Origin of the sequence: Vibrio sp. MACH09 (assembly GCF_033238805.1) — a bacterium.
GTDB lineage: Bacteria > Pseudomonadota > Gammaproteobacteria > Enterobacterales > Vibrionaceae > Vibrio.
This window is the reverse complement of sequence record NZ_BSFZ01000001.1, coordinates 767970-793264: the sequence shown is the minus strand read 5'-3', so window position 1 is coordinate 793264 and position 25295 is coordinate 767970. Positions and strand designations below refer to the sequence as shown.

Below are 25295 nucleotides of genomic sequence, written 5' to 3'. Positions count from 1 at the left end.
CTTTTTGCTATCTGTTAATCCGTTGATATCACAAACGCATAAAATCATTAAAAATCGCGACGGCCATAAGGGAGAAAATAATCGCCCCTCCAACACGAAACCCCATCTCCTGTAGCTTTTCTGGAACAGGACGTCGTATCACAGCTTCAATCATGTAAAACAGTAAATGGCCGCCATCTAAAATAGGCAGCGGCAATAAATTAATAATTCCTAGGTTAACACTGATCAATGCTAAAAAGCCTAAGAAATAGACCAAACCAAATCCGGCGGTAGCACCTGCCCCTTTAGCAATAGAGATTGGGCCACTAAGGTTGTTCAATCCCACGTCACCAAAAATAAGCTTCTTAAGCATATTAAATGTTAAGGCAACGATTTGACCCGTTTTCTCTACCGCTTTACTAACGGACTCAATAGGACCAAATTTTTGCTCAAATTGGTATTGTTCCGGCCACTCTGCTCTAGATGGGCTAATACCCGCAAATCCGATCTCTCGTCCATCCGCTAATGTGCGACTGTTTGGTGTTAATTCTAACGTTAGCTGCTGAGTATCTCGCTCAACCAGCACTTTCATTTCTTTATAAGGAGATTGTTGAATCATATCAACAACCTGCTGCCAGCGGCTAATACTCTCTCCATTTATAGCGAGAATTGTATCCCCTGCCACGAACCCAGCTTTCTCAGCTGCGCCACCTTCAGAAACAACCGAAAGCCGAGTATAGATTTCCGGAGTATAAGGTTCAAACCCTAGCGACGTCATCGCCGATTCTGTTTCAGGGTTAAACTCCCACTGACGAATATCGACAATCTTAGTTTCTTCTAAGCCATATTCATCAGCAGGCTTAACCGTCACTTGTAGCTCATCATCCCCAATATGAGACACCAGCCCCATATTGACTGATTCCCAATCAGGCGTTTTGCTACCAGCAATAGAGGTAAATTCCATTCCCGGTGTGATACCCGCTTGAGCAACGATGGAATTTGGTGTCACTTCTCCGATCACCGGTTTCACTGCCGGAACACCAATCAAGAAAACTAACCAATAAGCAAAAACGGCAAATATAAAATTAAATATAGGGCCAGCAGCAACGATGGAACTTCTCTGCCATAGTGGCTTTTTATCAAATGCCAGATGCTTCATATTGTCGGGAACATCATCTGTTCGACCGTCCAACATTTTGACATAACCGCCTAACGGAATGATAGAAAAGTTATACTCTGTCCCGTCTGAACCTATTTTTTTCCAAATTGACTTACCAAAACCAATAGAAAACTTCTCTACTTTTACGCCACATTTTCGTGCAACCCAAAAGTGACCAAACTCATGAACCGCAACGAGAATACTCAGCGCAATAACAAAACTGGCAAAGTTCCACAAAATATCTATCATAATGAACGTTCTCTAACGGCTTCTTCAGCCAACAATCTAGCCATTCTATCTAGCTCTAACAGGCTTTCCAAGTTATCTAAACTATTGTGGCGCATTTCTTTGCACACTTTGGATAATACTCGTTCATTGACAACAGCAATATCATTAAAGTTCAGCTGACTTTTTAAAAACGCGTCAACAGCGACTTCATTTGCTGCATTTATAGACGTAGTTGCATGCTGACCTTCATAACAAGCATTAATAGCCAGCTCCAGACACGGATAGCGAGCAAAGTCAGGCTGTAAGAATGTCAGCTCCCCTACCTTGGTAAAATCGAGTGCTGAAACACCCGATGAGATTCGCTTAGGATAGGACATAGTCAGTGCGATAGGGGTGCACATATCAGGCTCTCCCATCTGAGCCAATACTGAACCATCTTTATACTGCACCATAGAATGAATCACTGACTGAGGGTGAATAATGACCTTTAATTGAGAACGCTGACAATTAAACAGCCATCGCGCCTCAATATACTCAAGCCCTTTATTCATCATAGTTGCAGAATCAACTGAGATTTTAGGCCCCATAGACCAGTTTGGGTGTGCAATCGCTTGTTCAGGAGTCACTAAAGCAAGCTTTTCTACGTCAGTATAACGAAACGGGCCACCAGACCCGGTAAGCAGTATGCTGTCTATCCCTTCGCTACTTAGATCGCAACGACCCAAAGTTGTCTGAATTGTTTCTGGCAAACATTGAAAAATAGCATTGTGCTCACTGTCGACAGGCAGTAGTTCTGCACCATACTTTTCTACCGCTTCAATAAATAGCTTTCCTGACATAACCAAAGCTTCTTTATTAGCCAGTAATATTCTTTTGCCTGCTTTGACCGCCGACATGGTTGGCACTAACCCAGCCGCACCAACTATCGCAGCCATGACAGTATCAACTTCATCCAGAGAAGCGACATAACACAGCCCCTCTTCACCTGAAACGACGCGGGTAGGAAGCGATAATGCGTGCAACTGCTGTTCAAGCTGTTTCGCTGCTATAGGGTCCGCCATAGCGGCATAAAGGGGACGCCACTGAAGACATAGAGCTTTCATTTGCTCAACATTCGAACCAGCTGCTAACGCAGTCACAGAAAACTGCTGGGGATTTTCGGCGATAACCTTGAGAGTACTGCGACCAATAGAGCCTGTGGCGCCTAAAATCGTTATGTTTCGCATTAAGTATTAACCATTAAATTTAGCTGACTAGAAATAAGAACTAACAAAGTTCTGCCAAAACCACTATAGCGTAAAGTAGAGCAGCGCAAACACAGGAAAGGCCGCGGTTAAACTATCAAGTCTGTCCAGAATGCCTCCGTGTCCGGGAATAATATTACTGCTGTCTTTTACCCCAGAAACTCTCTTAAGCATACTTTCTACCAAATCACCTAACACAGAAATAACCACGGTCACTAGAGTTATAACAATCATAGCGGGTGCACTTGAAAAGGTAATATCGAGCACATCGGCAGCAACCCAACCAACTAACAGTGCTACGATGATTCCACCAACTAAACCTTCAATGGTTTTATTCGGGCTAACATTAGGTGCCATCTTTCGTTTACCAAAACTTTTTCCCGCAAAGTAAGCCCCGCTATCCGCGGCCCATACCAACAGGCAAACAAACAAGACTAAATTAGCACCATGATACGGTTCCGTTTCGATATGTTGAGCTCTAAGTAGCAGCATGCTCCAGAAGAAAGGAATAACGGTAAGCATACCAAACAGTTGACGCAATACTCTTGAGTTCTGCCAGCCGCTAGTTTTGGGATAACTTATGGCTAAGTAACTGGCTATCACCCACCAAATTGTGGCGATAACAAGCATCAAATAGTGAGCGGGTGCAATACGATTAAAGCTATCTACATCAGATGGAACAACAAGATAACTGAGCACAAAAACAGCAACAGTAGGAACCATTGCAAGGTAACGAGAAGGGCTATTTACAAACTGGGCCCATTCCCAAAACGCTATAATACAAATCGCTGCAATCACTAACAAAAAAAGAGGAAATGAAAGTTTAAAAATTGCTAGTGCTGCAAGTGGCGCTAATATTAGTGCCGTAATTATTCTTTGTTTCAAGTGGGTTACCTTAAACTAATCCATTAATGCTTTAATCTGTTCCCCGGTACAACCAAATCGTCGTTCACGACTAACAAACCAAGAAACCGCTTCAGCTAATTTATCTTCATTAAAATCAGGCCAAAATTCAGAGGTAAAATAGATCTCTGCGTAAGCAAGTTGCCAAAGCATAAAATTACTAATTCTACATTCACCGCTTGTTCTAATTAAAAGATCCACTGGTGGCAAGTCGGACATGGTTAAATGTGAGTTAACTATCTCTTCTGAGATATCTTTGGTCTTTAATTCACCATTTTGTACTTTTTCGGCAATCAATCTGGTGGCTTCGGTTATATCCCACTTACCGCCATAATTGGCAGCAATATTCACCACCATGCCGCTATTATTAGCCGTCAACAGTTGTGCTTCTTTGATTTTTTTTTGTAACCGTGGAGGAAATTTAGAGATATCGCCAATAATTCTAAGTTGCAAATTATTGTCATTAAGATTTTTTACTTGTTTGGTTAATGCCGCAACAAAAAGATCCATTAGCAGGCTAACTTCATCTACCGGCCTACGCCAGTTTTCGCTACTAAAAGCAAACAGTGTTATGGCTTTGATACCAAGCTTGGCTGCACCTGCGATGGTTTTCCTAACCGCTTTTGCTCCGGCTTTATGTCCAAATACTCTAGGTTTACCTTGTAGCTTCGCCCAGCGGCCGTTTCCATCCATAATTACAGCAATATGTTCGGGAAGGTGCTCAGTGCTAATTTGAGAGTCAGACATCATTAATATCAATAGGTTTTAACAGGGTGGGAATAATAGCATAAAAAAACGCTGTACCGCAGATACATAATTTCAGTAACTCGCACAGCGTTAATTTTCTAGAAGAGTATCTAAATTGATTACACTTCCATTAGCTCTTTTTCTTTGCTCGCTAATACATCGTCTACACTTTTAACTGCAGCATCTGTTAGCTTTTGAATCTCATCTTGAGCTTTACGATCTTCATCTTCAGAAATTTCTTTCTCTTTTAGAAGACCTTTAAGATCGCTGTTTGCATCACGACGAATGTTACGAATCGCAACACGACCACCTTCAGCTTCACCACGAACAACTTTAACCAAATCACGACGACGCTCTTCAGTTAACGGAGGAAGAGGAACACGGATTACCGTTCCTGCAGACATTGGGTTTAAACCCAGGTCAGATGACATGATTGCTTTCTCTACTAATGGAGTCAGCTCTTTATCAAATACCGTAATAGCCAATGTACGTGCATCTTCTGCAATTACGTTAGCAACCTGATTAAGAGGAGTTGGCGCGCCATAATACTCAACCGTAATACCTGAAAGTAAGCTAGGGTGAGCACGACCAGTTCTTACTTTTAGCAGATTATTTTTAAGTGCTTCAACACTCTTATCCATGCGCTCTTGCGCGTCTTTTTTGATTTCGTTAATCACTTTTTCACCTTAATTCAATCTTCGCTTGGTTTCGCGATTATTACTCGGCATCACTAATTAATGTGCCTTCAGCTTCACCCAACACCACGCGACGTAATGCGCCTGGCTTGTTCATATTAAATACACGGATAGGCATTTTATGGTCACGAGCCAATGTAAATGCAGCTAAATCCATCACTTTTAGTTCTTTTTCAAGAATAGCATTATAAGAGAGCTTATCATACAGCTCTGCATCTGGGTTGGCTACAGGGTCAGCAGTAAATACACCATCTACTTTTGTGGCCTTAAGCACAACATCTGCTTCAATTTCAATACCACGTAAACAAGCAGCAGAATCTGTCGTAAAGAATGGGTTACCTGTGCCAGCAGAGAAGATCACCACTCGACCTTGACGAAGCTGTGCAATAGCATCCGCCCAGTTGTAATCATCACACACACCTTTTAGAGGAATAGCGGACATTACACGTGCATTAACATAAGCACGGTGAAGAGCGTCACGCATTGCAAGCCCGTTCATTACCGTGGCCAACATGCCCATGTGATCACCCACTACTCGATTCATTCCTGCTTCGGCAAGTCCTGCGCCACGGAATAAGTTTCCACCACCAATAACAACACCGACTTGTACACCCAATTCTACAAGCTCTTTAATCTCTTGAGCCATTCTGTCTAAGATAGCTGGGTCTATACCGAAACCTTCATCACCCTGAAGCGCTTCACCACTAAGTTTCAAAAGTATACGTTGATATGCTGGTTTAGGATTTGTTGTCATGGACTATACCTTCCGATGTAGAGTTATCTGTTAACTGTCATAGATAAAAACCATTAATTAGAGTTAAGACGTACTCAATTCTTGATTCTCATTTATCACAACTAACCGCATCTGTAGCAATTGCAAAACCAACTATTCGGTTTTTGTTATCTTGCAATGACTCAACATGATCTTTTTGCCATTATTTTTACAAAAAGACCGCAGCCTTAGCTACGGTCCTTTTAAAGCAAGAGCACAAAAGGATTACCCTTTTTGTACCGCTGCTACTTCATCTGCAAAGCTCATTTCAGCGGCTTTCTCGATGCCTTCACCAACTTCTAAACGAATGAAGTTAGTTACTGTCGCGCCACGCTCTTTAAGAATGTCGCCAACAGTTTTCTTAGGTTCCATAACGAACGCTTGACCAGTCAGAGAGATTTCGCCAGTGAATTTCTTCATACGGCCGATAACCATTTTCTCTGCGATTTCTTGTGGCTTGCCTTCGTTCATTGCGATTTCAACTTGAACCGCTTTCTCTTTCTCTACTACGTCAGCTGGTACGTTAGAAGGGTCAAGATACTCTGGCTTAGATGCCGCAACGTGCATAGCTACGTGCTTAAGAGTTTCAGCTTCGCCTTCACCTGCAACAACTACACCAATTTTCTCACCGTGACGGTAGCTAGCAAGTGCAGCACCTTCAACGTACTCTACGCGACGGATGTTGATGTTTTCGCCGATCTTAGTGATAAGTGCAATGCGAGTCTCTTCAAATTTAGCTTGAAGTGCTTCAATGTCTAGTTTTTCAGCTAGAGCAGCAGTTGCTACTTCATCAGCAAATGCTAGGAAACCAGCATCTTTAGCAACAAAGTCAGTTTGACAGTTAACTTCAAGAAGAACTGCAACGCCGTTTGCATCTTTAATGATGATTGCGCCTTCAGCTGCAACATTACCAGCTTTTTTAGCTGCTTTTGCTGCGCCACTTTTACGCATGTTCTCAATCGCTAGCTCAATATCACCATCAGCAGCAACAAGTGCTTTTTTACATTCCATCATGCCAGCGGCTGTGCGCTCGCGAAGTTCTTTTACTAGAGCAGCAGTAACAGTTGCCATTCTCTATTCCTCAGTTGATTCCGGATAAGATAAAAATCAGGGGCCGAATAATTGGCCCCTGATACTAACTATACCTTAGTTTGCGATATGACCATGTCGTTACAAACTAAGTAGACGTCAGAGTCCGCTATTATTCAGCTTCTTCTACGAAACCGTCTTTTTCTGCAACAGCAGCAACTACGTCTTGGTTACGACCTTCTTTAACAGCATCAGCAGCAGCGTTCAAGTATAGTTGAACAGCGCGGATTGCGTCGTCGTTACCAGGAATGATGAAGTCAACACCATCTGGATCAGAGTTAGTATCAACTACAGCGTAAACTGGGATACCTAGGTTGTTAGCTTCTTTAACTGCAATGTGCTCGTGATCAGCATCGATTACGAATAGTGCGTCCGGTAGGCCGCCCATATCTTTGATACCACCAAGAGATTTCTCTAGCTTCTCCATTTCACGAGTACGCATTAGAGCTTCTTTCTTAGTTAGTTTATCAAAAGTTCCGTCTTGAGCTTGAGCTTCAAGTTCTTTTAGACGCTTGATCGACTGACGAACAGTTTTGTAGTTTGTTAGCATGCCGCCTAACCAGCGGTTGTTAACATAGTACTGGTTGCTGTTGATAGCAGCTTCTTTAACAGCTTCAGATGCAGCGCGTTTAGTACCAACAAAAAGAACTTTACCTTTTTTCTCGCCAACTTTAGCAATTTCAGCTAGAGCGTCGTTGAACATTGGTACCGTTTTTTCTAAGTTGATGATATGAACTTTGTTACGAGCACCAAAGATGAATGGCTTCATTTTTGGGTTCCAGTAACGAGTTTGGTGACCGAAGTGAACACCAGCTTTAAGCATATCGCGCATTGATACAGTTGCCATTTTAAAATCCTCTATGGGGTTAGGCCTCCACATACCCCATGATTCCGACTTTACCCACTATAATAAGATAGTGATTAAGCACCCCGGAACATGTGTCGGTACGTGTGTGAGATAAAAAATATATGTGTATGGAGAAAAAACCGCATCGCCATCTGATGATGAAGACAACAGTTCTGCACTCCGGCGCGCTTTATACCACAAAAATGGCCTTCATTTCCAGCAAAAACACTCTAATGATCTGAGTAATTTGTTAGTTAAATGATAACGGAATTCAATTGCACTTGGGTATCGCACTGGTAGAATAGCCAAATTGCATTAAAAATGCCGACTAGCATCGAGATAGATAGATGACGATTAAAATTAAAAACCAACAAGAAATCGCAAAAATGAGAATTGCCGGTAAGCTCGCTGCCGATGTTCTTGAAATGATTGAACCTCATGTAAAGCCAGGGGTTACAACAGAAGAATTAGATCAAATTTGTTATAAATACATAATTGATAACGGTGCTTACCCTGCACCTTTAGACTATCACGGCTTTCCTAAATCCATCTGCACATCAATTAATCACATTGTTTGTCACGGAATACCCGCCAGCAAAGATGAGATAGGAACAACCGGTAAAGGCAAACCTGCTGTACTGAAAGATGGCGATATTGTTAACGTCGACATCACAGTGATTATTCCTGACGACAGCAATGCCTCTCTTAATAGCCGCCCTGCCGGTTATCACGGTGACACATCAAAAATGTTCTATGTTGGCAATGTTTCAGCCGCAGACAAACGACTCTGCATGGTGGCGCAAGAATCATTGTACGCAGCAATGCGCAAAGTGAAACCCGGTATCACCGTTGGCGACATAGGAACGACTATCCAGAAATACATTAAAGGTGTGACACCACGATTCTCCATCGTAAAAGATTTTTGTGGTCACGGTATAGGTTTTGAGTTTCATGAAGAGCCTCAAGTAGTTCATTACAAAAACAGTGATAAACGCATCTTACAACCTGGGATGATCTTCACCATTGAACCTATGATCAATGCAGGTAAATTTGGCTGTAGCGTCGATTCAGAAGATGACTGGACGGTATATACTGGCGATGGTAAGAACTCTGCACAATGGGAACACACCATATTGGTGACCGAGTCAGGCTGTGAAGTGTTGACACTTCGAGAAGAAGAGACCATTCCTCGGGTTATGATCAACAAGTAGATATTTAAAAGCCTCTGTCATTTTTGCAGAGGCTTTTTCTTATAGAATACTCACGACAATATTAAAAATGACATAGCCCCTTAACAGTACCAACTAAAAGCAACGGATTGCGATTAATGCCTTATTTATCTCCGCTAAAATTTGATGACGCTGACATCACCTGTATCGATATAAAGCAGCAGCTAGACAAATTTACTCATATTCAAAAAGACGCTTTTTTAAAACGAAACTCCGTTACTGAACTAGTTTTTGAGCGTTCAAACTATATGGACCAACTGCTGCAACGATTGTGGCGTTATTATCAGTTTTCCGATCGTGAAGACATCAGTTTAATCGCGGTGGGCGGTTATGGTCGAGGTGAGTTACACCCATTATCCGATATCGATATATTGATACTCACTCAACACCCTATGACCGATGATATCGCCGCTAAAGTTAGCGAGTTCATCACCTTATTGTGGGACTTAAAATTAGAAATTGGCCATGCAGTAAGAACCATTGAAGAGTGCACTTCAGTAGGAAAAGAAGACCTAACGGTTGCCACTAATTTACAAGAAGCGCGCTTTTTATCCGGCAGCGAAGAGACATTTCATCAACTAAAACTACTGATCCACTCAGAAAATTTTTGGCCAAGTGCAACCTTCTATCAAGAGAAAATAAAAGAGCAAAAAAGCCGCCACGCTCGTTACCACGACACCACTTATAATTTAGAACCAGATATCAAGTCTAGCCCCGGTGGCTTACGAGATATTCATACATTAAGCTGGATAGCTCGTCGACACTTTGGCGCAACATCTCTATTGGAAATGAGTAAATACGGTTTCTTAACCGACGGGGAGTATCGAGAGCTTCAAGAGTGTCAGGATTTTCTTTGGCGTGTTCGCTTCGCTCTTCATATCGAACTCAAACGTTACGACAACCGCTTAACATTTGCCCATCAAGCACAAGTTGCAGAAAATCTCGGTTTTACTGGCGAAAACAATATTCCTGTCGAAATGATGATGAAGGAGTTTTACCGAACTCTACGACGAGTGGCTGAGCTCAATAAAATGCTGGTTAAACTGTTTAATCAAGCCATTTTAAGTGAAGGCGAAGAAGTTATCGCTGAAATCATTGATGACGACTTTCAGCGCCGAGGGCCATTAATAGAGGCAAGAAAACCGGCGTTATTTCAAGCTCGACCGGAAACCATACTGGATATGTTTATCCATATTGCTAACGACTCAAGCATTGACAGTGTTGCCCCTTCCACACTAAGGCAACTGAGAACCGCACGACGACGACTCAACAGGTTTCTTCATACCATTCCCGAAGCTAGGGAAAAATTTATGTCGCTGTGTCGCCATCCCAATGCGCTGCATCGAGCCTTTACCTTAATGCATAAACTGGGTGTATTAGCGGCTTACCTACCGCAGTGGAGTCAAATTGTCGGGCAGATGCAGTTCGATCTATTTCATGTCTACACCGTGGATGAGCACAGTATGCGGCTGCTAAAGCATATCCATTCATTTAGCCATGCTGATAATCACCCCAAGCACCCTATTTGCTGTGAATTGTACCCAAGAATTCAAAAGAAAGAATTGCTGATCATTGCAGGGATATTTCATGATATCGGCAAAGGAAAAGGCGGTGACCACTCTAAAATAGGGGCAGTAGAAGCGTATAATTTTTGTATTGAGCACGGCCTTTCCAAACCCGAAGCAAAACTCGTTTCTTGGTTAGTTCTCAATCACCTTTTAATGTCTGTTACGGCGCAGAGAAGAGACATTTACGATCCAGATGTCATTGCTGAATTTGCAAAAACAGTACGTGACGAAGAGTATCTCGACCATCTTGTCTGTTTAACCGTGGCTGATATCTGTGCCACTAACCCAGAGCTCTGGAACAGTTGGAAACGAACACTATTAGCGGAGCTGTATCATTCCACTCAACGAGCATTAAGACGTGGGCTAGAAAACCCTGTTGATGTGCGTGACCGTATCCGCCACAACCAACAACTGGCATCAGCTCTATTACGAAAAGAAGGCTTCTCCGCACGAGAGATCGAACTACTTTGGCAACGTTTTAAAGCGGATTATTTCTTAAGACATACCCATAAACAGATTGCTTGGCACGGTAGCCACTTACTGGGCCCAGACAAAGAGAAACAAACCATTGTTTTAGTAAGTAAAAAGGCCACCCGAGGCGGCTCGGAAATTTTCATTTACTGTCAGGATCAACCTTCTCTCTTTGCTACCGCCGTTGCCGAACTCGATCGACGAAACTTAAACGTCCATGACGCGCAAATTATGACCAGTAAAGATGGCTTTGTTCTCGATACCTTTATGGTGTTGGACCAAAGTGGAGAGCCTATCGATGAGCAGTATCACCAGCAGCTTATCGATAGTTTGCAACAGGTACTGGAAGATACCAGTAAACGAAAAACACGATTACGCAGAACACCACGTAACCTTATGCATTTTAACGTAAAAACCCGTGTTGACTTTATTCCGACCAAAACCAATAAACGAACATTAATGGAGTTCTTTGCATTAGATACCCCAGGTCTTTTAGCGACGGTTGGAGAAACGTTCTCATTATTAAATATTCACCTTCATGCAGCCAAGATTACCACCATGGGTGAAAGAGCTGAAGATCTCTTCATATTGACCTCTCCTGATGGCGGCCGATTGTCAGATGAACAGCAGCAAGAGCTACGGGAAATGTTAGTGAAAAATATCTCTGAACTGGCTCCATAACAGCAGATAATGTTGTGACGAGAATGTAAAAAACGATCTCGTTCACAACTCTCCTTTTTGAGCGAAATATCAACTATCTACCACGCAAATAGGCTGCTACAGTTAGATTAAGTTAACTTAATGAACTGAGCTAACCTACACTTAACTAACACGACTGTTTACGAGGTAAAGTATGTATCCAAACCTAACAGGTCTTGGGATTCATGATCCTAAACAAATAGAGCGTTATTCATTACGCCAAGAAGCTCACAAGGACGTGTTAAAGATTTACTTTCACAAGCAGAAAGGAGAACTGTTTGCGAAAAGCGTCAAATTTAAGTATCCAAGACAGGTTAAAAATGTATTGGTAGACAGTGGTACTCACCATTACAAAGAAGTCACCGAGATCAACCGGAACTTAACCCTTGTCATTGACGAACTCAACAGTATTACTCGGCCTGCCATGCTGAAAGAAAAGGATTTAAAAAAGAAAATTCTTTCAGACTTACGCCACTTAGAAAAAGTCGTCTCGAGTAAGATCCATGAGATTGAATCTGATCTTGAAAAGCTAAAATAACACGCCTTATTTTAGCTTCATTCAGGGTATCTTAGCTAAAAGGCGCTTATTAAAGCGCCTTTTTATATTTACAAACCTAGTTTAATAGCAGATAGCCTCTTCCCAGCCAAACTGATGTAATAAACTCTGCCAAACATCATCTAACCCTGCTTTTATCACGACGGGCTGATCAGTAAACGGGTGAATAAAGGCCAGTTCAGAGGCATGCAATAATAGTCGCTTCGCATCATAGTGCTGGCGAAAGAGACGATTATGTTTACCATCACCATGAGAAGTATCACCCACGATCGGATGCCTTAAATGAGCCATATGCCGTCGCAACTGATGCTTTCGACCTGTCTTAGGTTTCAGCTCCATTAAACAGTAGCGGCTAGTTGGAAACCGTCCTGTGGAATAAGGTACTTCAACCTTAGCCAAAGGACGATACTCTGTCACAGCATCTTTGGCTGGCTGATCGCTGTTTGCAAACTTATCGGCAATCTTATCCAACTCCTCTTTTAGCGGATAATCTAAAACCGCCCCCTCTTCAATCCAACCGCGAACAATCGCATGATAGGTTTTCTGCATCTGATGATTGGCGAACATAGGCATCACCTGAGAGGCAACATCACTAGACAAAGCAAAGACCAAGACACCAGAGGTAGGTCTATCCAAACGATGTAAAGGAAATACATGTTGGCCAATCTGATCTCTCAAAGTCTGCATCACAAATTGAGTTTCATGTTTATCCAACCATGAACGATGCACCAACATGCCAGCTGGTTTATTGACCGCAATAAGAAACTCATCTTGATATAGAACATCCAACATCATCGGCATCCATTATCTATACGGTGTAACACATCCAATATCTCGGTTTTATGATGATCTGATTTCCAAACCTCTTCAAAATAAGGAGAGATTGAAAATCCACTAACGACTTGCTGGTTTTGTAACATCTCGGATATCTTTGGAATAAATACCCATTGCAGCCACTGTTCTGGCAAAAGAGTATCTAAAGCGAATGGTTGTTGGCTATTTAGCGCTTCATCACTAGGAGGTTGACTCTGCCACATTTGACACTGTTTTAACGACTGTTCTAGTTGAAACAACAGATCTACAAGAGGAATTGGCTCTTTCATCGGTTTGATTTAGTTTGCTACCTTGAATTTTGCGATAAGAGTACCATTTATACTCAAGTGACCTCAAGATACAAGATTCAGAGCGCATACAAAGGGCGAGTTTTATAGGCTCCTGCTGAACAGACACTTTACCTGTTACTTGAGTATAAGACCCTAAGACCCCATGTATTAATCAAAGATGAAAGAGTAAATAAGCCGTAGCGATGGAAAACATACAAACCCTGACTCAACTGCTCACCAACAGTGAGTGTGAATATAAGATTTTTGATCTTGGAAGACGAATTCTTCCAATTAGCAATGCACTATTTTCTAATGTTGAGCAAAGCCAGCAAGCTTACCCTTATCCATTGCAACGGCATGCCCACTTAGCCATAGCTTATTGGAATGCAGAGAAGCAGCCTTGGATTTGGTTTCTAAAGTTCCCTTTAGATGAGCGCGGTTTATTTAAGCAATCGGATATCGGCAACTTTATTAAATATGTCGTTGAAGCAATGGGAACTCGATTGGCAAATAATCTTGATGAAAGCCAGCAACAAAAACTGGCCAATAACCCATACACCTTTAAACCGACTGAAGACAAAATGGCTCTATTTCATAGTCATATTAGAGCTTCGCTTGATATGCCTACTAGCCAATACTATGAGCATGCACAACACTACTTCTCTGGCGGCTTAGGTTGGAATAACTGGCAAACCGTTGGTATTCAAGGAATAACTGATATCTGTGCTCGCCTCTCTAGTGAAGAGAATGGCGTGGCAATAAGAAAAGCGCTAAAGCACCTACCTAATGAACCAAAGTATGCCCTTTTAGGCGCACTTGAGCATATCGAACTGCCTAAAAAGCTGGCTTTAACGCTTCAGCAAATGGCGGATGATCAAATAACAAGTTCAGAGCCGGATCTGTTTTTACTTGCGGCTTATAGCAGAGCATTAGCGGGCAGCGACAGCAAGATTCGCGATACAATAGTCACCGATATATTGGCGAGCCCTAGACTCAGCCATCAAGAAGTTCTGATCGCCATTGCAGGGCGTTGCTGGCTGTCACTGGAAAAGCAAGATTTAGCTCAGCAATTTCTACTTCGCTTAGCTCAAACGGGCAATCAAACACTGTTTAACCAAATATTTGCCGATTTAGTCATGCTGCCATCACTAAGAATGGTTTTGCTACCGCTACTTAATAGCAATCCGTCAGAACAGTTAGCTGACGCTCTCATTCAATTACAACAATCTACAAAATCAGGGAAGAGTTAATGATCGATAATTTGCTGGCTATTTTTGCCCTATGTTTTGCTTGCTTTCTTTTTTGGCAACAGAGGCGTCAATCTGAGCTGGCAAAAGCTGCGATATCCAGACGATGCAAACAGTTAGATTTACAGCTACTTAGTGTCTCTCTTGGTGCTCATAAATTTAAAACAGCAGATGGCCGTTGGCGATGGCATACGGTGTACAACTTTGAGTTTTCTGCGCTAGGGGATGACTACTATCAAGCGCGAACAATCATGCAAGGCTTTCGTGTCGTACACTTTGACATTCCCCCTTACCGAATGTAATAACTCATTTCTTCACCTACATAGCGCCTTACTCAACTTAAACAATGAGCAACTAGCGAGAAGTCATTATCGTATTAACCTGACAACCAGTGAACCGGGAGCCCTTACAGACTCAACGTTGTGACTGATAACGGTTCCTTCACTAGGTGACGGGTAGCTGGCTATCTCATCACCAAAACTGTTGTATTGAGTGGCTAACTTCTGCCCTTCAACAACCGTATCTAATAAAGCTACATGGCAGATAACAAACCCGCCTTGCTCTGCCCTCACACTTATTATTTCATTTCCTTCAATACAAGGCGCATCAAGCTCATCAACCGATCCGTCTATTATTTGGTAAGATTTTAGAATATTTAAAATACCGTTACAGGCTCTCTCTACCATAGATAGATCGGAGTAGCGACCAATACCAACTTCAATGGTAATAGAGGCAATACCCGCTCGGTTATATACCGTTTCAAGAATCCCCGGATCACCGGGATCATTTAAAATCACATCTGGGTTCACCAATCTAGCCATTCGAATGGCATCGTCTAGGCGGTAATCAGCAAAAACATACAGTGGGTAAGAGGAGCCGCTGGTTTGAGAGTGTAAATCAATCGCTAAGTCCGCATTAGGCTTTAACAGATTCTGCCACAAACTATGAGCATAACGGTTAGCATCATCCCCGTTAGGGTTACCAGGAAACACTCTATTTAGGTTCGCTGAAGAGCTATCGGGTGCCGCAGAATGAAAATCTCGGCTATGACGGGCAATACCAGAAAGGTTAACCGTAGGCACAATAGTAATAACGCCTGATATCTCTTTTCCTTCCAGCAAGCGAGCTACACGTTGAGCAGTTAAAATACCATTTTGCTCATCGCCATGAACTCCTGCAGTAATCAGGATTCGTTTACCCGCTGAGCGTCCTTTAAATACACGTACTGGCAATGTTTGCGGATGTCCTATTGCATCCGTTGCTACCGCAAACCAAAACTTATGCTCACCCGCGCTTAATGTATCAACATCCAATGACTGAATCGTTGGATACATAGGGACAATAGATTCATTAAGTCGTTTATTCATCATGACCTCTAGCCTAAAGGTATAAGTTAATTTGCAAGTAGGTAGTGTTCTTAAACGAACAGGACAGCGGATAATACCATGTCGCGCCAGAGGTAATAGCAACAGAAAAATCACAAAAAGAAAAGCCCCAATGCTTTCACATTGGGGCTATAGTCTTACTCGCAGCAATCCGGCTACTATTTATGCTCCATGCATCATCCGTAATAGTACTGAATCCTTCAGTATATCCTTCATCGCCGTCCTGACGGTGTCCTGATATTCCGTATCACTAACATCCTAGTTAGTTCACTTCACTTGGTCCTTGAGCGGTGTCCCTTACATCATCCTGATGTTGTCCTATGCCCAGTCCTTTTGGTGTCCTTTGCAGTCCTTGCTGCCAACTTCCCGTTGACGCTAGCTCCAGCTAGTTCCTTCAATCCTTGTAGGTCAATATCCTATCAACCTGCCTTCATCCTGAAGATAACCTATTCCGTGGTTATTCTTAAATCCTAGTCCACTTCCTGTCGACACAAACTAGAATACGTTGAATAGAATCTTATACAAGCCAGTTTTTTATTCATTATTTAACTAACAAACAACCTAATAAAATCTTATCCTTATTAAACAGACAGTTAGAACAAAGCATCATCTAATTCGCCACCATTTACTCGACTTTTCCTACAAGTCTTGTAAGAGATATCTCACAAGAAAAATATCAAATATAACGATCGAGAAATGTCAGCAATTTATTCCGCTTGCCAGTAGAATAGCCAAATAACAACCATGACTTAGGCAACTCACCATTAGGAGCCAATTAATGATGACCAAAGATGTCTCCGCAGAAATAGAAAAAGCTCTGCAACTCCTCACCGACAGCGGTAAACAGCCCACTGTCGCTTTAGTAAAATCTCGCCTAACCAGTAATGTACCAATGCCCGCAATTATCGCTGCAATTAAGAGTTGGAAAGGTAATAAGTCCGTTCCAAAAATTGAAGTGACTGATACACCATTATCCGCAGACGACAAAATCGCCCAATTAGAAGAAAAAATTGTAGCGTTAACGAAACGCATAGAGATGTTAGAGGCCAAACAATGAAAATATGGGTTGATGCCGATGCGTGCCCAAAGGTAACACGCGAAACACTATTTAGAGCAGCAGAACGCACCGGAGTTGAGTGCACATTTGTGGCAAACCATAGGATCCCGCTACCTAATAGAAACAATATTAAATCCATTCAGGTAGAGAGCGGATTTGATATTGCAGATAATGAGATTGTTCAACGAGTTGAAAGTGGAGATTTGGTTATTACCTCAGACATACCACTCGCTGATGAAGTCATCACCAAAGGGGCGCTTGCTTTAAATTCTCGAGGTGAACTTTATACCAAAGAGACCATTAAATCGCGGCTAAACATTAGAGATTTTATGGATACAATGCGCGCCAGTGGTGTGCAAACTGGTGGCCCCAATGCTCTTTCTCAAACAGAACGTCGGGAGTTTGCCAACCATTTAGACCGAATTTTAGCTAAGAGATAAGCGATATTTATTTTTAAGCACACTTACCGTCTTACTACTTGAAGATGCATAGTAGCAGTGTCTTAGCAACTTCAAGTAGCAATCCCCTACTAACGTGTGAGAAGGGAAAAATATCTGCTTACTTTAATATATCCCAAGAAATATTAGACACTATGCGACATGAGTGACATTGAAAATAAAACACATCATGCAATGGTTCATCCAATAACCACTCACCACCACATTTAGGGCATTTTCTCTCTTTCTCTTGCTGCAAGCTCTCTCCACCAACACGATATTGATAGTAATAAGTAGGAATGGCTGTCAAGTACTCGATTCGTCCTCTCAAATCCCATCCACGACGAAAAAGATCACTCGATATATTAGTGATCTCATTAAGTGCCGCATGTTCGGCTTTGCATCCCCCCCCCATTTGCAACTCATCACAAGCTTGCCACTCTGTTTGCCACTTAATCACCGCTTTGTGATCGCCATTTAACGTGGCAGGATTTCTATATAACGGAATAGGCAATAACGACTCACCACTACGTAATGGAGAGCAAGTGTGAACATAAGTTGTATAAAGAACCTGCCATGCTGGTGATGCTTCTTCTGCGGCCTGTTCAGAATTAATATCACGCCCCAACAGACGTACCTTTGGCGATAATAGAGCAGCGTCAGACAGTTTTTCGATACTGAACTTAACGTAATCTGAGTGGTTATCTGGGTGTAAACTATCTTGCTCCGGACACACTAATCTGACAGTAAATGTTCCCTCCCCCATCACCAGAGGAAATTCGCGCCCCAGTATTTGACCATTAAAACGTAATGCTTCCATCAGGCCATTAATGGCTTTATCTACAGCGGAAATCGTCGTGTTATCAAAGCACTCAAACTCAAGTTCAACAACAAACATCGATTAAACCTCTGCCTTTATTTCAGACAAAAATTCCGTCAAATTCTGCGCCAGAACATCTCGCTGACTGGTCCCTAAGCGTTCAAGGATAATATTCCCTGTTAAGTTACAAATTGAGATAACATCCATATCAGCATCCGTGGTGCCAATAAAGACCGTTGGCTTGAGTTTTAGACGACGTTGAGTCACCAAATGACCAAGTATGTTCTCCTGTAAACGAACAAAGTCATCATCACTCCACACTTGCAGTAGCACGAATGGTTTTCCTTGCCACGTTGCCGTCATGTCTGCGCTATATTGGCTGCCATAAAATGTTTTGATGTCTTGCTGTAAAGCGAGATCGATACCCGCCTCTACATTAGAAAAATCAGCAGGTACTTCGCGTATCACAGGTTTCCAATATACGGCATCTTCATCTGTTTTATCCGCACATACAGACGCTAAACCAAACATCTCTTCGCTTTTGGGCAAACTGTTATGATTATCTTGCCATGCATCGACAAATTGTTGAGAGAAAGAATGCAAAGCATCACGGACTGATTGAGTCATGTAAACTCCTTGAATTAATGACAGCGTATAGAGGATTAAGTAGAATTCCCCTATTCTAATCGATATTTGAAATGAAGTATGAGCAAATATTCAAATGCAAAAGCGCTTTCTGGTTTAACCCTTGGTCAAAAAACCGAATACAGCAACCAATATGATGCCTCTCTATTGCAACCTGTACCACGCAGCCTAAATAGAGACGACCTTAATCTCACTGACGATCTTCCTTTTCAAGGAGGAGATATCTGGACTCTGTATGAACTATCATGGTTAAACGACAACGGTCTGCCACAGGTCGCTATTGGTGAAGTCTACATCCCAGCCACCAGCCCGAATTTGATCGAATCCAAATCATTTAAACTATATTTGAACAGCTTTAACCAAAGCCACTTCTCCCACTGGGAACAAGTTCAAGAAACATTAACAAAAGATCTCTCTGCATGTGCGGCAGCAGATGTTGATGTGCAGTTGAAAGCGTTATCTGAGTACAACTCACAACCGATCGCCGACATGAAGGGAGAATGTATCGACAATCAAGATATTGTCATTAGCGACTATACCTTCAACCCGCACTATTTAGAAAATTCGGTAGGCGATGATTGCACAATAGAAACCTTACATAGTCACCTATTAAAATCGAACTGCTTAATTACCAACCAGCCCGACTGGGGCAGTGTAGAGATCCAATATACGGGTAATAAAATCGACCGAGAAGCCTTACTCCGCTATATTATCTCCTTCAGAGAGCACAATGAGTTCCATGAACAGTGCGTTGAACGAATATTCACTGACATAATAAAGTATTGCCAACCAAAAACGTTAACCGTGATGGCACGCTACACGCGACGAGGTGGCTTAGATATCAACCCTTATCGCTCAACGTGCCAGTCTAAACCCAATAATAATGTGCGGTTAGCTCGCCAGTAAAAAAGGTTTGATTGAAGGAATGAACAAAAGATTTGCTACCATAATTTCTCTACTGTTTTTCAGCATCACTGTATCTGCACAAGTTGAAATATCATCCAGCTCAAAAATACTGGTTGAAGCAGAACGACTGGTTGAGGTCGTTCCAGAGCAATCAAAACAGATCGCGCAAAAATTCCTGACATCTCGAACACTGACCAATAAGAAAAAAAATCAATCATCCAACTCAAGAGATGAGGCCAACAATACGTTAAGAACCCCTAACACCAGCATCGATGCGTTACACATCATTGCCAAAGCTATGATGATATTAGGGGACAACAAAGGGGCTATTGATAGTATCGAACAGGCGGAAGTACTGGCTCGAAGCTATCAATTGCCTTATGTGTTATTAGAGACTCAGATCTTAAAGGCCCGGCTATTATGGCAAATAAGCAAAGATAAACTGGAAGTTCAACCTATCATCGATAACCTGGATGATGCTCTGTCTACGGCCAGCGATGTACAGCTTCTAGACAACAGTCTTCACTACCAACTGTTTATGTTAAAAGCAGACATCGCATCTTACTATCAACAAGTTAGTGATGCAGATAAGTTATACCAACAGGCAGAAAGCTACCTAGATGCAAATAGCAATAAGATCATTTATGTCGACTACCAAATTCAGCTTGGTGAGTATTACCTAAGTTATCAGGAGTACAACAAAGCGCTATATCCTCTTCTTTCCGCTTACTGGACTTCCGTAGAGAATGATATGCCCATCCAGCTCGCTAAAATAAATCAGATATTGGCCAAGCTGTTCTATCAAAAACATCTACTCGACAAGTCATTAGAACACCTATCTCAAGCTGCTGATTTTTATGATAATTACCAAGACTCTCCCATTCTTCCCAGCGTTCTTAAGCAGATGGCAGATATCTATTATGATCAAGGAAAATTTAATTTAGCTCTAGTGCATTACTTTAATGTTCTGGATGCCGAAACGATAAGCAGAAATATTGAAGATGTTATTGAACTCCGATTAGATTTGGCAAAAACATATCTGCAACTATATAACTACCCATTAACAGAACAGTATATAAAAAGAGCAAATGCATTATTGTCCTATGCTAATTTAGACAGATTAGATTCACTGTCGTTATTATTACAAGCAAAATTATATTTTCTAAAAGGGCATCATGAAGATGCGATTAAACTGGCTAAAAAGGCATTAAAGATTTCTAGCAATATAAATAATATATCTTTGCAAATTAATGCGTATTACTTGTTAACAAATGTTTATGAAAAGAAAAATGACTTCTCTAATGCTTTTTATTATGGCAAACAATATAACAAGCTTATAACGACTAGCAAAAATCTATTGATTGACCTTTCTGAAAATGATTTCCGTCAACAAAAGCTATTTATTGAACGTTCTTTACACTATAAAGACCAAACCGAAGAACTGGCGATTCGAACGCAAAATATCACTCGATATCGCTACTCAACGACTATCTTGTTCTTCCTGTCGATGCTACTGGTCATTTTATTCATTCATCGCGGTGTAAAAAACCGTCGCATGCATTCACAATTGAAAGGACTCTATCAGGATCACTATACTCATCCTCGTTCCGGCCTACGTAATCTGCGTTTGCTTAACAAGAAACTGCCTTCCTCACTGGAACAGAGCAGCGCAAACTTTGAACAGTGGCAAATCGGTGAACTGATCAATGAGCCGCTGCATGATAAGTTACGATTCATGATGATAGACCTTCCTTTTTTAAGGACAATGTACCTAAGAAAAGGCTACAACGCAGGGTTGGACTTAGAGGGTGAGTTCGGCAAATATATCAGCACAAAAATAGTTAAACCCGCTCGCTTATATCATTTTTCCGACGCCATGTTTTTATATGTTGAGCCAAACACAAATCCAGATAAAACAGCAGAAGAGTTATTCGAACAAATAAAGCAGTGGGTAACAGAATTTGATGCCGATAAAAACATCGCTAAGATAGTTAGAGCTGGTATTGCAGACTATCCATTTTTACCACGAGCATATACCGCCATAAATGATAAGGAATTAATTGATATACTACTTATGGCATCTAATATGGCGAGAAGTTTACATATAGAGCTAGGTGGAAATCAATGGGTTTGCCTACGAGCAATAGAACATGCTCCTGCTGCGAGTTTCGCAAATGAGAATATTCGACAAGCTTGTCAAGATGCGATAGAAAAAGGATTGATTAAAATCGATTCATCTAACAAAATTGAGGACAACATCATAAAATCTAGTATTATTGATTAGTTTGTTAAGAGTTGTTGAATAAATAGAATGACCTTAACTGATATTTTGTTATTATCTTTTAGTTCGATTTAATTAGGATAGTTTTGCCTTTTTTTATATATGAGTGAGAAAAAACTCACTGGTCGCGAAGAAATCTTTGCACAAATAGACCAGTTAAAATTACAACTTGAACGAGCAAAACTAAAACATAGAGACGCTTCGTTCAAGCATACAAGAGAATCAAAGGTTCTAAAGCGGGTAGTTGCTAATCTTAGCGAAGCCTGCCTAGGATATAATGACGATCTTGATAAAGCTGTTCTATCATTAAAAAGTGAATTTGAAAAACGACAAGATGTCTCTAAGCTGATTCCTCGCTTAGCCATTCTTGAACGGATGTTAAAACAAAACTCTTATGCGATGGAAAAGAAAAAAGTTCATTTAGATGAAAGGGTAAAACATAGCGGTGAAACACTGCAGCGAATTCCGGGGCTCCCTGCTCAACTAAAACGTGACTTGAGAAACTTATTAAGTTTTCCATCAATAAAGAATCAAAACCAACTCGATCAAGCAACGCGCCTTTTAGCTATCTATGAGCGCGCCATTAAGATCATCACTTCCAACTCTTCTCACACATTGCAAAATGACCCTGCGCTGAATAAAGAGTTGCTGGCTAAGTTATCTGAAGAGCTGCAACATTTAATCAGTGAACTGGATTTTGATGGAGAGTCTGGAGATCTATTAAGTGATATCCGCATTAAACTCTTGGTTGGTGTCGACAGTGACGCTTTACTTGAACTGACTCTGCAAATATTAAAGTTAGTTATTCAAGGCACTCACTATGAAAGAAAAACATCAGAGCAGTTTCTCAGTCAAGTTAACAGCTCATTAGATAAGAGCATTAAAAGCTCGGTAAAAAATCTAGAACAGAGTGAGTCTTACGCAAAACATCGTCAGCAAATGACCAGTGAGCTTGTTGATATTACGCAAGAGACAGAAACAGCGCTGGAAAACGCAGAAGATCTCGATACCGCAAAATCCGCCATTAAACCTTTGCTAGAGCAGATCAACATGCTCACCGAAAGGTTAAAACACAATGAACAACGAGAGATGGCCATATTAGAGCGTGTTTCTCACAACAATAATCAGCTAGTCGGATTACATCAAGTCACACAAGATCACCGCAGAAGGCTTGAAGAACAATCACATAGAATGTTGATTGACCCACTGACAAAAGTCTTTAACAGAGCCGCTTTCTTAGAAAGACTAGAGCTCGAATACCACCGCTGGATTCGCAATCAGCACAACCTTCGTATTTTGCTGCTGGATATTGATAACTTTAAAGCTCTCAATGATAGTTTTGGTTATGCTGCGGGAGATAAAGCATTAAAAATTATCGCACGTACTATTTCTAAACAGATCAGAGAAGAAGATATACTGGCGCGCTTCTCTGGCGAAGAGTTTATCCTGCTGCTGCCAAACCTTGCCGATAAAGAGTGTCAAAACTTGCTGCAAAATCTACAGCTACAGATCAGCAAGCTGCCGTTTAAGTTTAAAGATCAAAACATTACGGTAACAGCATCAATCGCATTATCACAATTAAAGGACTCTGACACTCCTGAAGAAGTCCTCGATCGTCTAAACCTTGCACTTAACGAAGCCAAGCGTAGAGGCAACAACCAAATCGCTATCAAATAGCCCTCCTTACTTCCGCCACAATACTAATTTTTACTATTTTTCCTTTTTTTTCTTGTAGTTATCACTGAATTACATATAAGGTAGTTATATAACAAAATATTATTTAACCCTTATATTTCTGTGGTTAAATTAATATATAACAAGGAGGAGATGATGATTACACATATTAGTCCTGCTGGTAGTATGGATTTACTCTCTCAGCTCGAAGTACAACGATTAAAAAAAGAAGCCACTAGCGACCTTTATCAGCTATACCGAAACTGCACGCTTGCGGTGCTCAATTCCGGTAGCCACACAGACAACTCACAAGAACTGTTGGATAAACATAAAGACTTTGATGTGGACGTCGTTAGCCGAGAACGAGGCATTAAGCTCGAGTTAACCAACCCGCCAGAAGAAGCCTTTGTGGATGGAACCATCATAAAAGGCATTCAAGAGCACCTCTTTTCCGTTCTTAGAGATATTGTCTACGTAAATATGCATGTAGCTCAGATGCATCAAGAGAACCAACATGACCCGATCCATATTACCAATTTAGTCTTTGCTATTTTGCGTAATGCGGGAGCTCTCCATCCTGGAATAGAACCGAACTTGGTGGTTTGCTGGGGTGGCCACTCCATCAATCCTGTTGAATATCAATACACTCGAGAAGTTGGCCATGAATTAGGCTTACGAGATCTCAATATTTGTACCGGTTGTGGCCCTGGCGCCATGGAAGGACCAATGAAAGGGGCAGCCATTGGCCATGCAAAACAACGTTTTGATGCCCAACGCTATATCGGGTTAACAGAGCCATCAATTATCGCAGCAGAGCCACCTAACCCTATTGTTAATGAACTCATCATTATGCCTGACATAGAGAAGCGTCTAGAAGCTTTTGTTCGTATGACGCATGGCATAGTCATCTTCCCTGGCGGTCCTGGAACCGCAGAAGAGCTGCTCTATATTCTTGGTATCATGATGCACCCAGACAATAAAGATCAGCCTATTCCTATTGTTCTAACGGGTCCAAAAGAGAGCGAAGCCTATTTTCGTTCCATTGATGCTTTTGTTGGCGACACTCTTGGTCCAGAAGCACAGGCACACTATCAGATTGTCATTGATAACCCTGCTAAAGCAGCACAAATAATCAAAGAAGCCATTCCAGATGTGCGTGAGCATCGGAAGCTAACTGAAGATGCCTACAGCTATAACTGGTCACTCACTGTACCTCATGAGTTCCAAGTACCATTCGACCCGACGCATGACAGCATGGCCAATTTAGATTTGCACATGAATCAACCCAAAGAGGCGTTAGCATCTAATCTTAGAAAGGCGTTTTCGGGTATTGTTGCTGGTAATGTGAAAGCAGAAGGGATAAGAGAGATAGAAAAACACGGGCCATTTGTTATCGATGGTGATCCTGAGTTAATGGATAAAATGGACAAGCTGTTGAGTGACTTTGTTAAACAACAAAGAATGAAACTGCCCGGTTCAACTTATACACCATGTTATAAAATCGCAGCAAAGTAATAATGACACTATAGCCAAGCCGTTAGGGTTAATAGTGCC

Annotated in this window: 24 protein-coding genes; 11 read left to right on the top strand and 13 right to left on the bottom strand. The window is 41.6% G+C overall.

Features of this window, described 5'->3' with window-relative positions:
- Positions 1-28: 28 nt before the first annotated feature.
- The 8 genes from rseP to rpsB all read right to left on the bottom strand — a co-directional run bounded on the left by rseP (position 29) and on the right by rpsB (position 7663).
- Positions 29-1387 carry a sigma E protease regulator RseP gene (gene rseP / locus CHJ_RS03620; RefSeq protein ID WP_171753131.1) on the bottom strand — a complete coding sequence of 453 codons (1359 nt, stop codon included), beginning with the start codon at positions 1385-1387 and terminating at the stop codon, positions 29-31.
- A complete protein-coding gene (gene ispC, locus CHJ_RS03615; protein ID WP_171753130.1) occupies positions 1384-2592 on the bottom strand; it encodes a 1-deoxy-D-xylulose-5-phosphate reductoisomerase in 1209 nt (402 codons plus the stop codon). The genes rseP and ispC overlap by 4 nt, the downstream gene beginning before the upstream one ends.
- A gap of 63 nt (positions 2593-2655) precedes the next feature.
- Positions 2656-3495, bottom strand: a complete 840-nt coding sequence (locus CHJ_RS03610; protein ID WP_171753129.1) for a phosphatidate cytidylyltransferase — start codon at positions 3493-3495, stop codon at positions 2656-2658.
- Between the two features lie 15 nt (positions 3496-3510).
- Positions 3511-4260: an isoprenyl transferase gene (locus CHJ_RS03605; protein WP_171753128.1), complete on the bottom strand. Its 750-nt coding sequence runs from the start codon at positions 4258-4260 to the stop codon at positions 3511-3513.
- A 119-nt stretch (positions 4261-4379) separates the two neighbouring features.
- Positions 4380-4937 (bottom strand): ribosome recycling factor, encoded by a 558-nt coding sequence (frr, locus tag CHJ_RS03600; protein ID WP_171753127.1) that lies wholly within the window; start codon positions 4935-4937, stop codon positions 4380-4382.
- 40 nt (positions 4938-4977) lie between these two features.
- Positions 4978-5709 (bottom strand): UMP kinase, encoded by a 732-nt coding sequence (gene pyrH, locus CHJ_RS03595; protein ID WP_171753126.1) that lies wholly within the window; start codon positions 5707-5709, stop codon positions 4978-4980.
- Between the two features lie 243 nt (positions 5710-5952).
- The gene (gene tsf / locus CHJ_RS03590) at positions 5953-6798 is read right to left on the bottom strand and encodes a translation elongation factor Ts (RefSeq protein WP_171753125.1); all 846 of its coding nucleotides are present in this window, start codon (positions 6796-6798) and stop codon (positions 5953-5955) included.
- A gap of 130 nt (positions 6799-6928) precedes the next feature.
- Positions 6929-7663, bottom strand: coding sequence for a 30S ribosomal protein S2 (gene rpsB / locus CHJ_RS03585; RefSeq protein WP_171753124.1), 735 nt, complete (start codon positions 7661-7663; stop codon positions 6929-6931).
- A gap of 347 nt (positions 7664-8010) precedes the next feature.
- Here rpsB and map point away from each other — a divergent pair, with 347 nt between their 5' ends.
- The 3 genes from map to CHJ_RS03570 all read left to right on the top strand — a co-directional run bounded on the left by map (position 8011) and on the right by CHJ_RS03570 (position 12168).
- On the top strand, positions 8011-8874 hold the full coding sequence (gene map / locus CHJ_RS03580) for a type I methionyl aminopeptidase (protein ID WP_317916893.1): 864 nt from the start codon (positions 8011-8013) through the stop codon (positions 8872-8874).
- A 116-nt stretch (positions 8875-8990) separates the two neighbouring features.
- On the top strand, positions 8991-11612 hold the full coding sequence (glnD, locus tag CHJ_RS03575; RefSeq protein WP_317916892.1) for a bifunctional uridylyltransferase/uridylyl-removing protein GlnD: 2622 nt from the start codon (positions 8991-8993) through the stop codon (positions 11610-11612).
- Positions 11613-11784: 172 nt separating this feature from the next.
- Positions 11785-12168, top strand: coding sequence for a DUF3461 family protein (locus CHJ_RS03570; protein WP_171753121.1), 384 nt, complete (start codon positions 11785-11787; stop codon positions 12166-12168).
- Positions 12169-12249: 81 nt separating this feature from the next.
- Here the strand turns inward: CHJ_RS03570 and truC are convergent, their stop codons facing one another.
- Positions 12250-12978, bottom strand: a complete 729-nt coding sequence (gene truC / locus CHJ_RS03565) for a tRNA pseudouridine(65) synthase TruC (protein WP_317918077.1) — start codon at positions 12976-12978, stop codon at positions 12250-12252.
- Positions 12978-13289 carry a YqcC family protein gene (locus CHJ_RS03560; RefSeq protein ID WP_317916891.1) on the bottom strand — a complete coding sequence of 104 codons (312 nt, stop codon included), beginning with the start codon at positions 13287-13289 and terminating at the stop codon, positions 12978-12980. Before CHJ_RS03560 ends, truC begins: the two co-directional genes overlap by 1 nt.
- A gap of 203 nt (positions 13290-13492) precedes the next feature.
- Between CHJ_RS03560 and CHJ_RS03555 the strand changes: the two genes are divergently transcribed.
- Both CHJ_RS03555 and CHJ_RS03550 read left to right on the top strand, forming a co-directional pair.
- Positions 13493-14539: a DUF3549 family protein gene (locus tag CHJ_RS03555; RefSeq protein WP_171753118.1), complete on the top strand. Its 1047-nt coding sequence runs from the start codon at positions 13493-13495 to the stop codon at positions 14537-14539.
- Positions 14539-14838: a DUF3301 domain-containing protein gene (locus CHJ_RS03550; RefSeq protein WP_171753117.1), complete on the top strand. Its 300-nt coding sequence runs from the start codon at positions 14539-14541 to the stop codon at positions 14836-14838. Before CHJ_RS03555 ends, CHJ_RS03550 begins: the two co-directional genes overlap by 1 nt.
- A 66-nt stretch (positions 14839-14904) precedes the next feature.
- Here CHJ_RS03550 and CHJ_RS03545 read toward each other — a convergent pair whose 3' ends face one another.
- Positions 14905-15903, bottom strand: coding sequence for a succinylglutamate desuccinylase/aspartoacylase family protein (locus CHJ_RS03545; protein ID WP_317918076.1), 999 nt, complete (start codon positions 15901-15903; stop codon positions 14905-14907).
- Positions 15904-16699: 796 nt separating this feature from the next.
- Between CHJ_RS03545 and CHJ_RS03540 the strand changes: the two genes are divergently transcribed.
- A complete protein-coding gene (locus CHJ_RS03540; protein WP_171753116.1) occupies positions 16700-16978 on the top strand; it encodes a hypothetical protein in 279 nt (92 codons plus the stop codon).
- On the top strand, positions 16975-17418 hold the full coding sequence (locus CHJ_RS03535) for a YaiI/YqxD family protein (protein WP_171753115.1): 444 nt from the start codon (positions 16975-16977) through the stop codon (positions 17416-17418). Before CHJ_RS03540 ends, CHJ_RS03535 begins: the two co-directional genes overlap by 4 nt.
- A 118-nt stretch (positions 17419-17536) precedes the next feature.
- Here the strand turns inward: CHJ_RS03535 and CHJ_RS03530 are convergent, their stop codons facing one another.
- Both CHJ_RS03530 and syd read right to left on the bottom strand, forming a co-directional pair.
- Complete coding sequence (locus tag CHJ_RS03530) at positions 17537-18313, bottom strand: Zn-ribbon-containing protein (RefSeq protein ID WP_317916890.1); 777 nt, start codon at positions 18311-18313, stop codon at positions 17537-17539.
- A gap of 3 nt (positions 18314-18316) precedes the next feature.
- The gene (gene syd, locus CHJ_RS03525) at positions 18317-18862 is read right to left on the bottom strand and encodes a SecY-interacting protein (protein ID WP_317916889.1); all 546 of its coding nucleotides are present in this window, start codon (positions 18860-18862) and stop codon (positions 18317-18319) included.
- Positions 18863-18940: 78 nt separating this feature from the next.
- Here syd and queF point away from each other — a divergent pair, with 78 nt between their 5' ends.
- From queF to ppnN, 4 genes are all read left to right on the top strand, one after another.
- Entirely contained in the window at positions 18941-19786 is an 846-nt protein-coding gene (gene queF / locus CHJ_RS03520) for an NADPH-dependent 7-cyano-7-deazaguanine reductase QueF (protein ID WP_317916888.1), read from the top strand.
- A gap of 19 nt (positions 19787-19805) precedes the next feature.
- A complete protein-coding gene (locus CHJ_RS03515; RefSeq protein WP_171753111.1) occupies positions 19806-22070 on the top strand; it encodes a tetratricopeptide repeat protein in 2265 nt (754 codons plus the stop codon).
- A gap of 99 nt (positions 22071-22169) precedes the next feature.
- Positions 22170-23744 carry a GGDEF domain-containing protein gene (locus CHJ_RS03510; RefSeq protein ID WP_317916887.1) on the top strand — a complete coding sequence of 525 codons (1575 nt, stop codon included), beginning with the start codon at positions 22170-22172 and terminating at the stop codon, positions 23742-23744.
- A 153-nt stretch (positions 23745-23897) separates the two neighbouring features.
- The gene (ppnN, locus tag CHJ_RS03505; protein ID WP_171753109.1) at positions 23898-25256 is read left to right on the top strand and encodes a nucleotide 5'-monophosphate nucleosidase PpnN; all 1359 of its coding nucleotides are present in this window, start codon (positions 23898-23900) and stop codon (positions 25254-25256) included.
- The last annotated feature ends 39 nt before the right edge of the window (positions 25257-25295 follow it).

Coding starts and splice junctions, on each gene's coding strand:
- CHJ_RS03550 (WP_171753117.1), top strand. CDS start 14,539: ATGATCGATAATTTGCTGGCTATTTTTGCCCTATGTTTTGCTTGCTTT.
- rseP (WP_171753131.1), bottom strand. CDS start 1,387: ATGATAGATATTTTGTGGAACTTTGCCAGTTTTGTTATTGCGCTGAGT.
- CHJ_RS03535 (WP_171753115.1), top strand. CDS start 16,975: ATGAAAATATGGGTTGATGCCGATGCGTGCCCAAAGGTAACACGCGAA.
- CHJ_RS03530 (WP_317916890.1), bottom strand. CDS start 18,313: ATGTTTGTTGTTGAACTTGAGTTTGAGTGCTTTGATAACACGACGATT.
- queF (WP_317916888.1), top strand. CDS start 18,941: ATGAGCAAATATTCAAATGCAAAAGCGCTTTCTGGTTTAACCCTTGGT.
- pyrH (WP_171753126.1), bottom strand. CDS start 5,709: ATGACAACAAATCCTAAACCAGCATATCAACGTATACTTTTGAAACTT.
- CHJ_RS03555 (WP_171753118.1), top strand. CDS start 13,493: ATGGAAAACATACAAACCCTGACTCAACTGCTCACCAACAGTGAGTGT.
- ppnN (WP_171753109.1), top strand. CDS start 23,898: ATGATTACACATATTAGTCCTGCTGGTAGTATGGATTTACTCTCTCAG.
- truC (WP_317918077.1), bottom strand. CDS start 12,978: ATGTTGGATGTTCTATATCAAGATGAGTTTCTTATTGCGGTCAATAAA.
- CHJ_RS03605 (WP_171753128.1), bottom strand. CDS start 4,260: ATGTCTGACTCTCAAATTAGCACTGAGCACCTTCCCGAACATATTGCT.
- CHJ_RS03560 (WP_317916891.1), bottom strand. CDS start 13,289: ATGAAAGAGCCAATTCCTCTTGTAGATCTGTTGTTTCAACTAGAACAG.
- syd (WP_317916889.1), bottom strand. CDS start 18,862: ATGACTCAATCAGTCCGTGATGCTTTGCATTCTTTCTCTCAACAATTT.
- tsf (WP_171753125.1), bottom strand. CDS start 6,798: ATGGCAACTGTTACTGCTGCTCTAGTAAAAGAACTTCGCGAGCGCACA.
- map (WP_317916893.1), top strand. CDS start 8,011: ATGACGATTAAAATTAAAAACCAACAAGAAATCGCAAAAATGAGAATT.
- rpsB (WP_171753124.1), bottom strand. CDS start 7,663: ATGGCAACTGTATCAATGCGCGATATGCTTAAAGCTGGTGTTCACTTC.
- CHJ_RS03545 (WP_317918076.1), bottom strand. CDS start 15,903: ATGAATAAACGACTTAATGAATCTATTGTCCCTATGTATCCAACGATT.
- ispC (WP_171753130.1), bottom strand. CDS start 2,592: ATGCGAAACATAACGATTTTAGGCGCCACAGGCTCTATTGGTCGCAGT.
- glnD (WP_317916892.1), top strand. CDS start 8,991: ATGCCTTATTTATCTCCGCTAAAATTTGATGACGCTGACATCACCTGT.
- CHJ_RS03570 (WP_171753121.1), top strand. CDS start 11,785: ATGTATCCAAACCTAACAGGTCTTGGGATTCATGATCCTAAACAAATA.
- CHJ_RS03510 (WP_317916887.1), top strand. CDS start 22,170: ATGAGTGAGAAAAAACTCACTGGTCGCGAAGAAATCTTTGCACAAATA.
- CHJ_RS03515 (WP_171753111.1), top strand. CDS start 19,806: ATGAACAAAAGATTTGCTACCATAATTTCTCTACTGTTTTTCAGCATC.
- CHJ_RS03540 (WP_171753116.1), top strand. CDS start 16,700: ATGATGACCAAAGATGTCTCCGCAGAAATAGAAAAAGCTCTGCAACTC.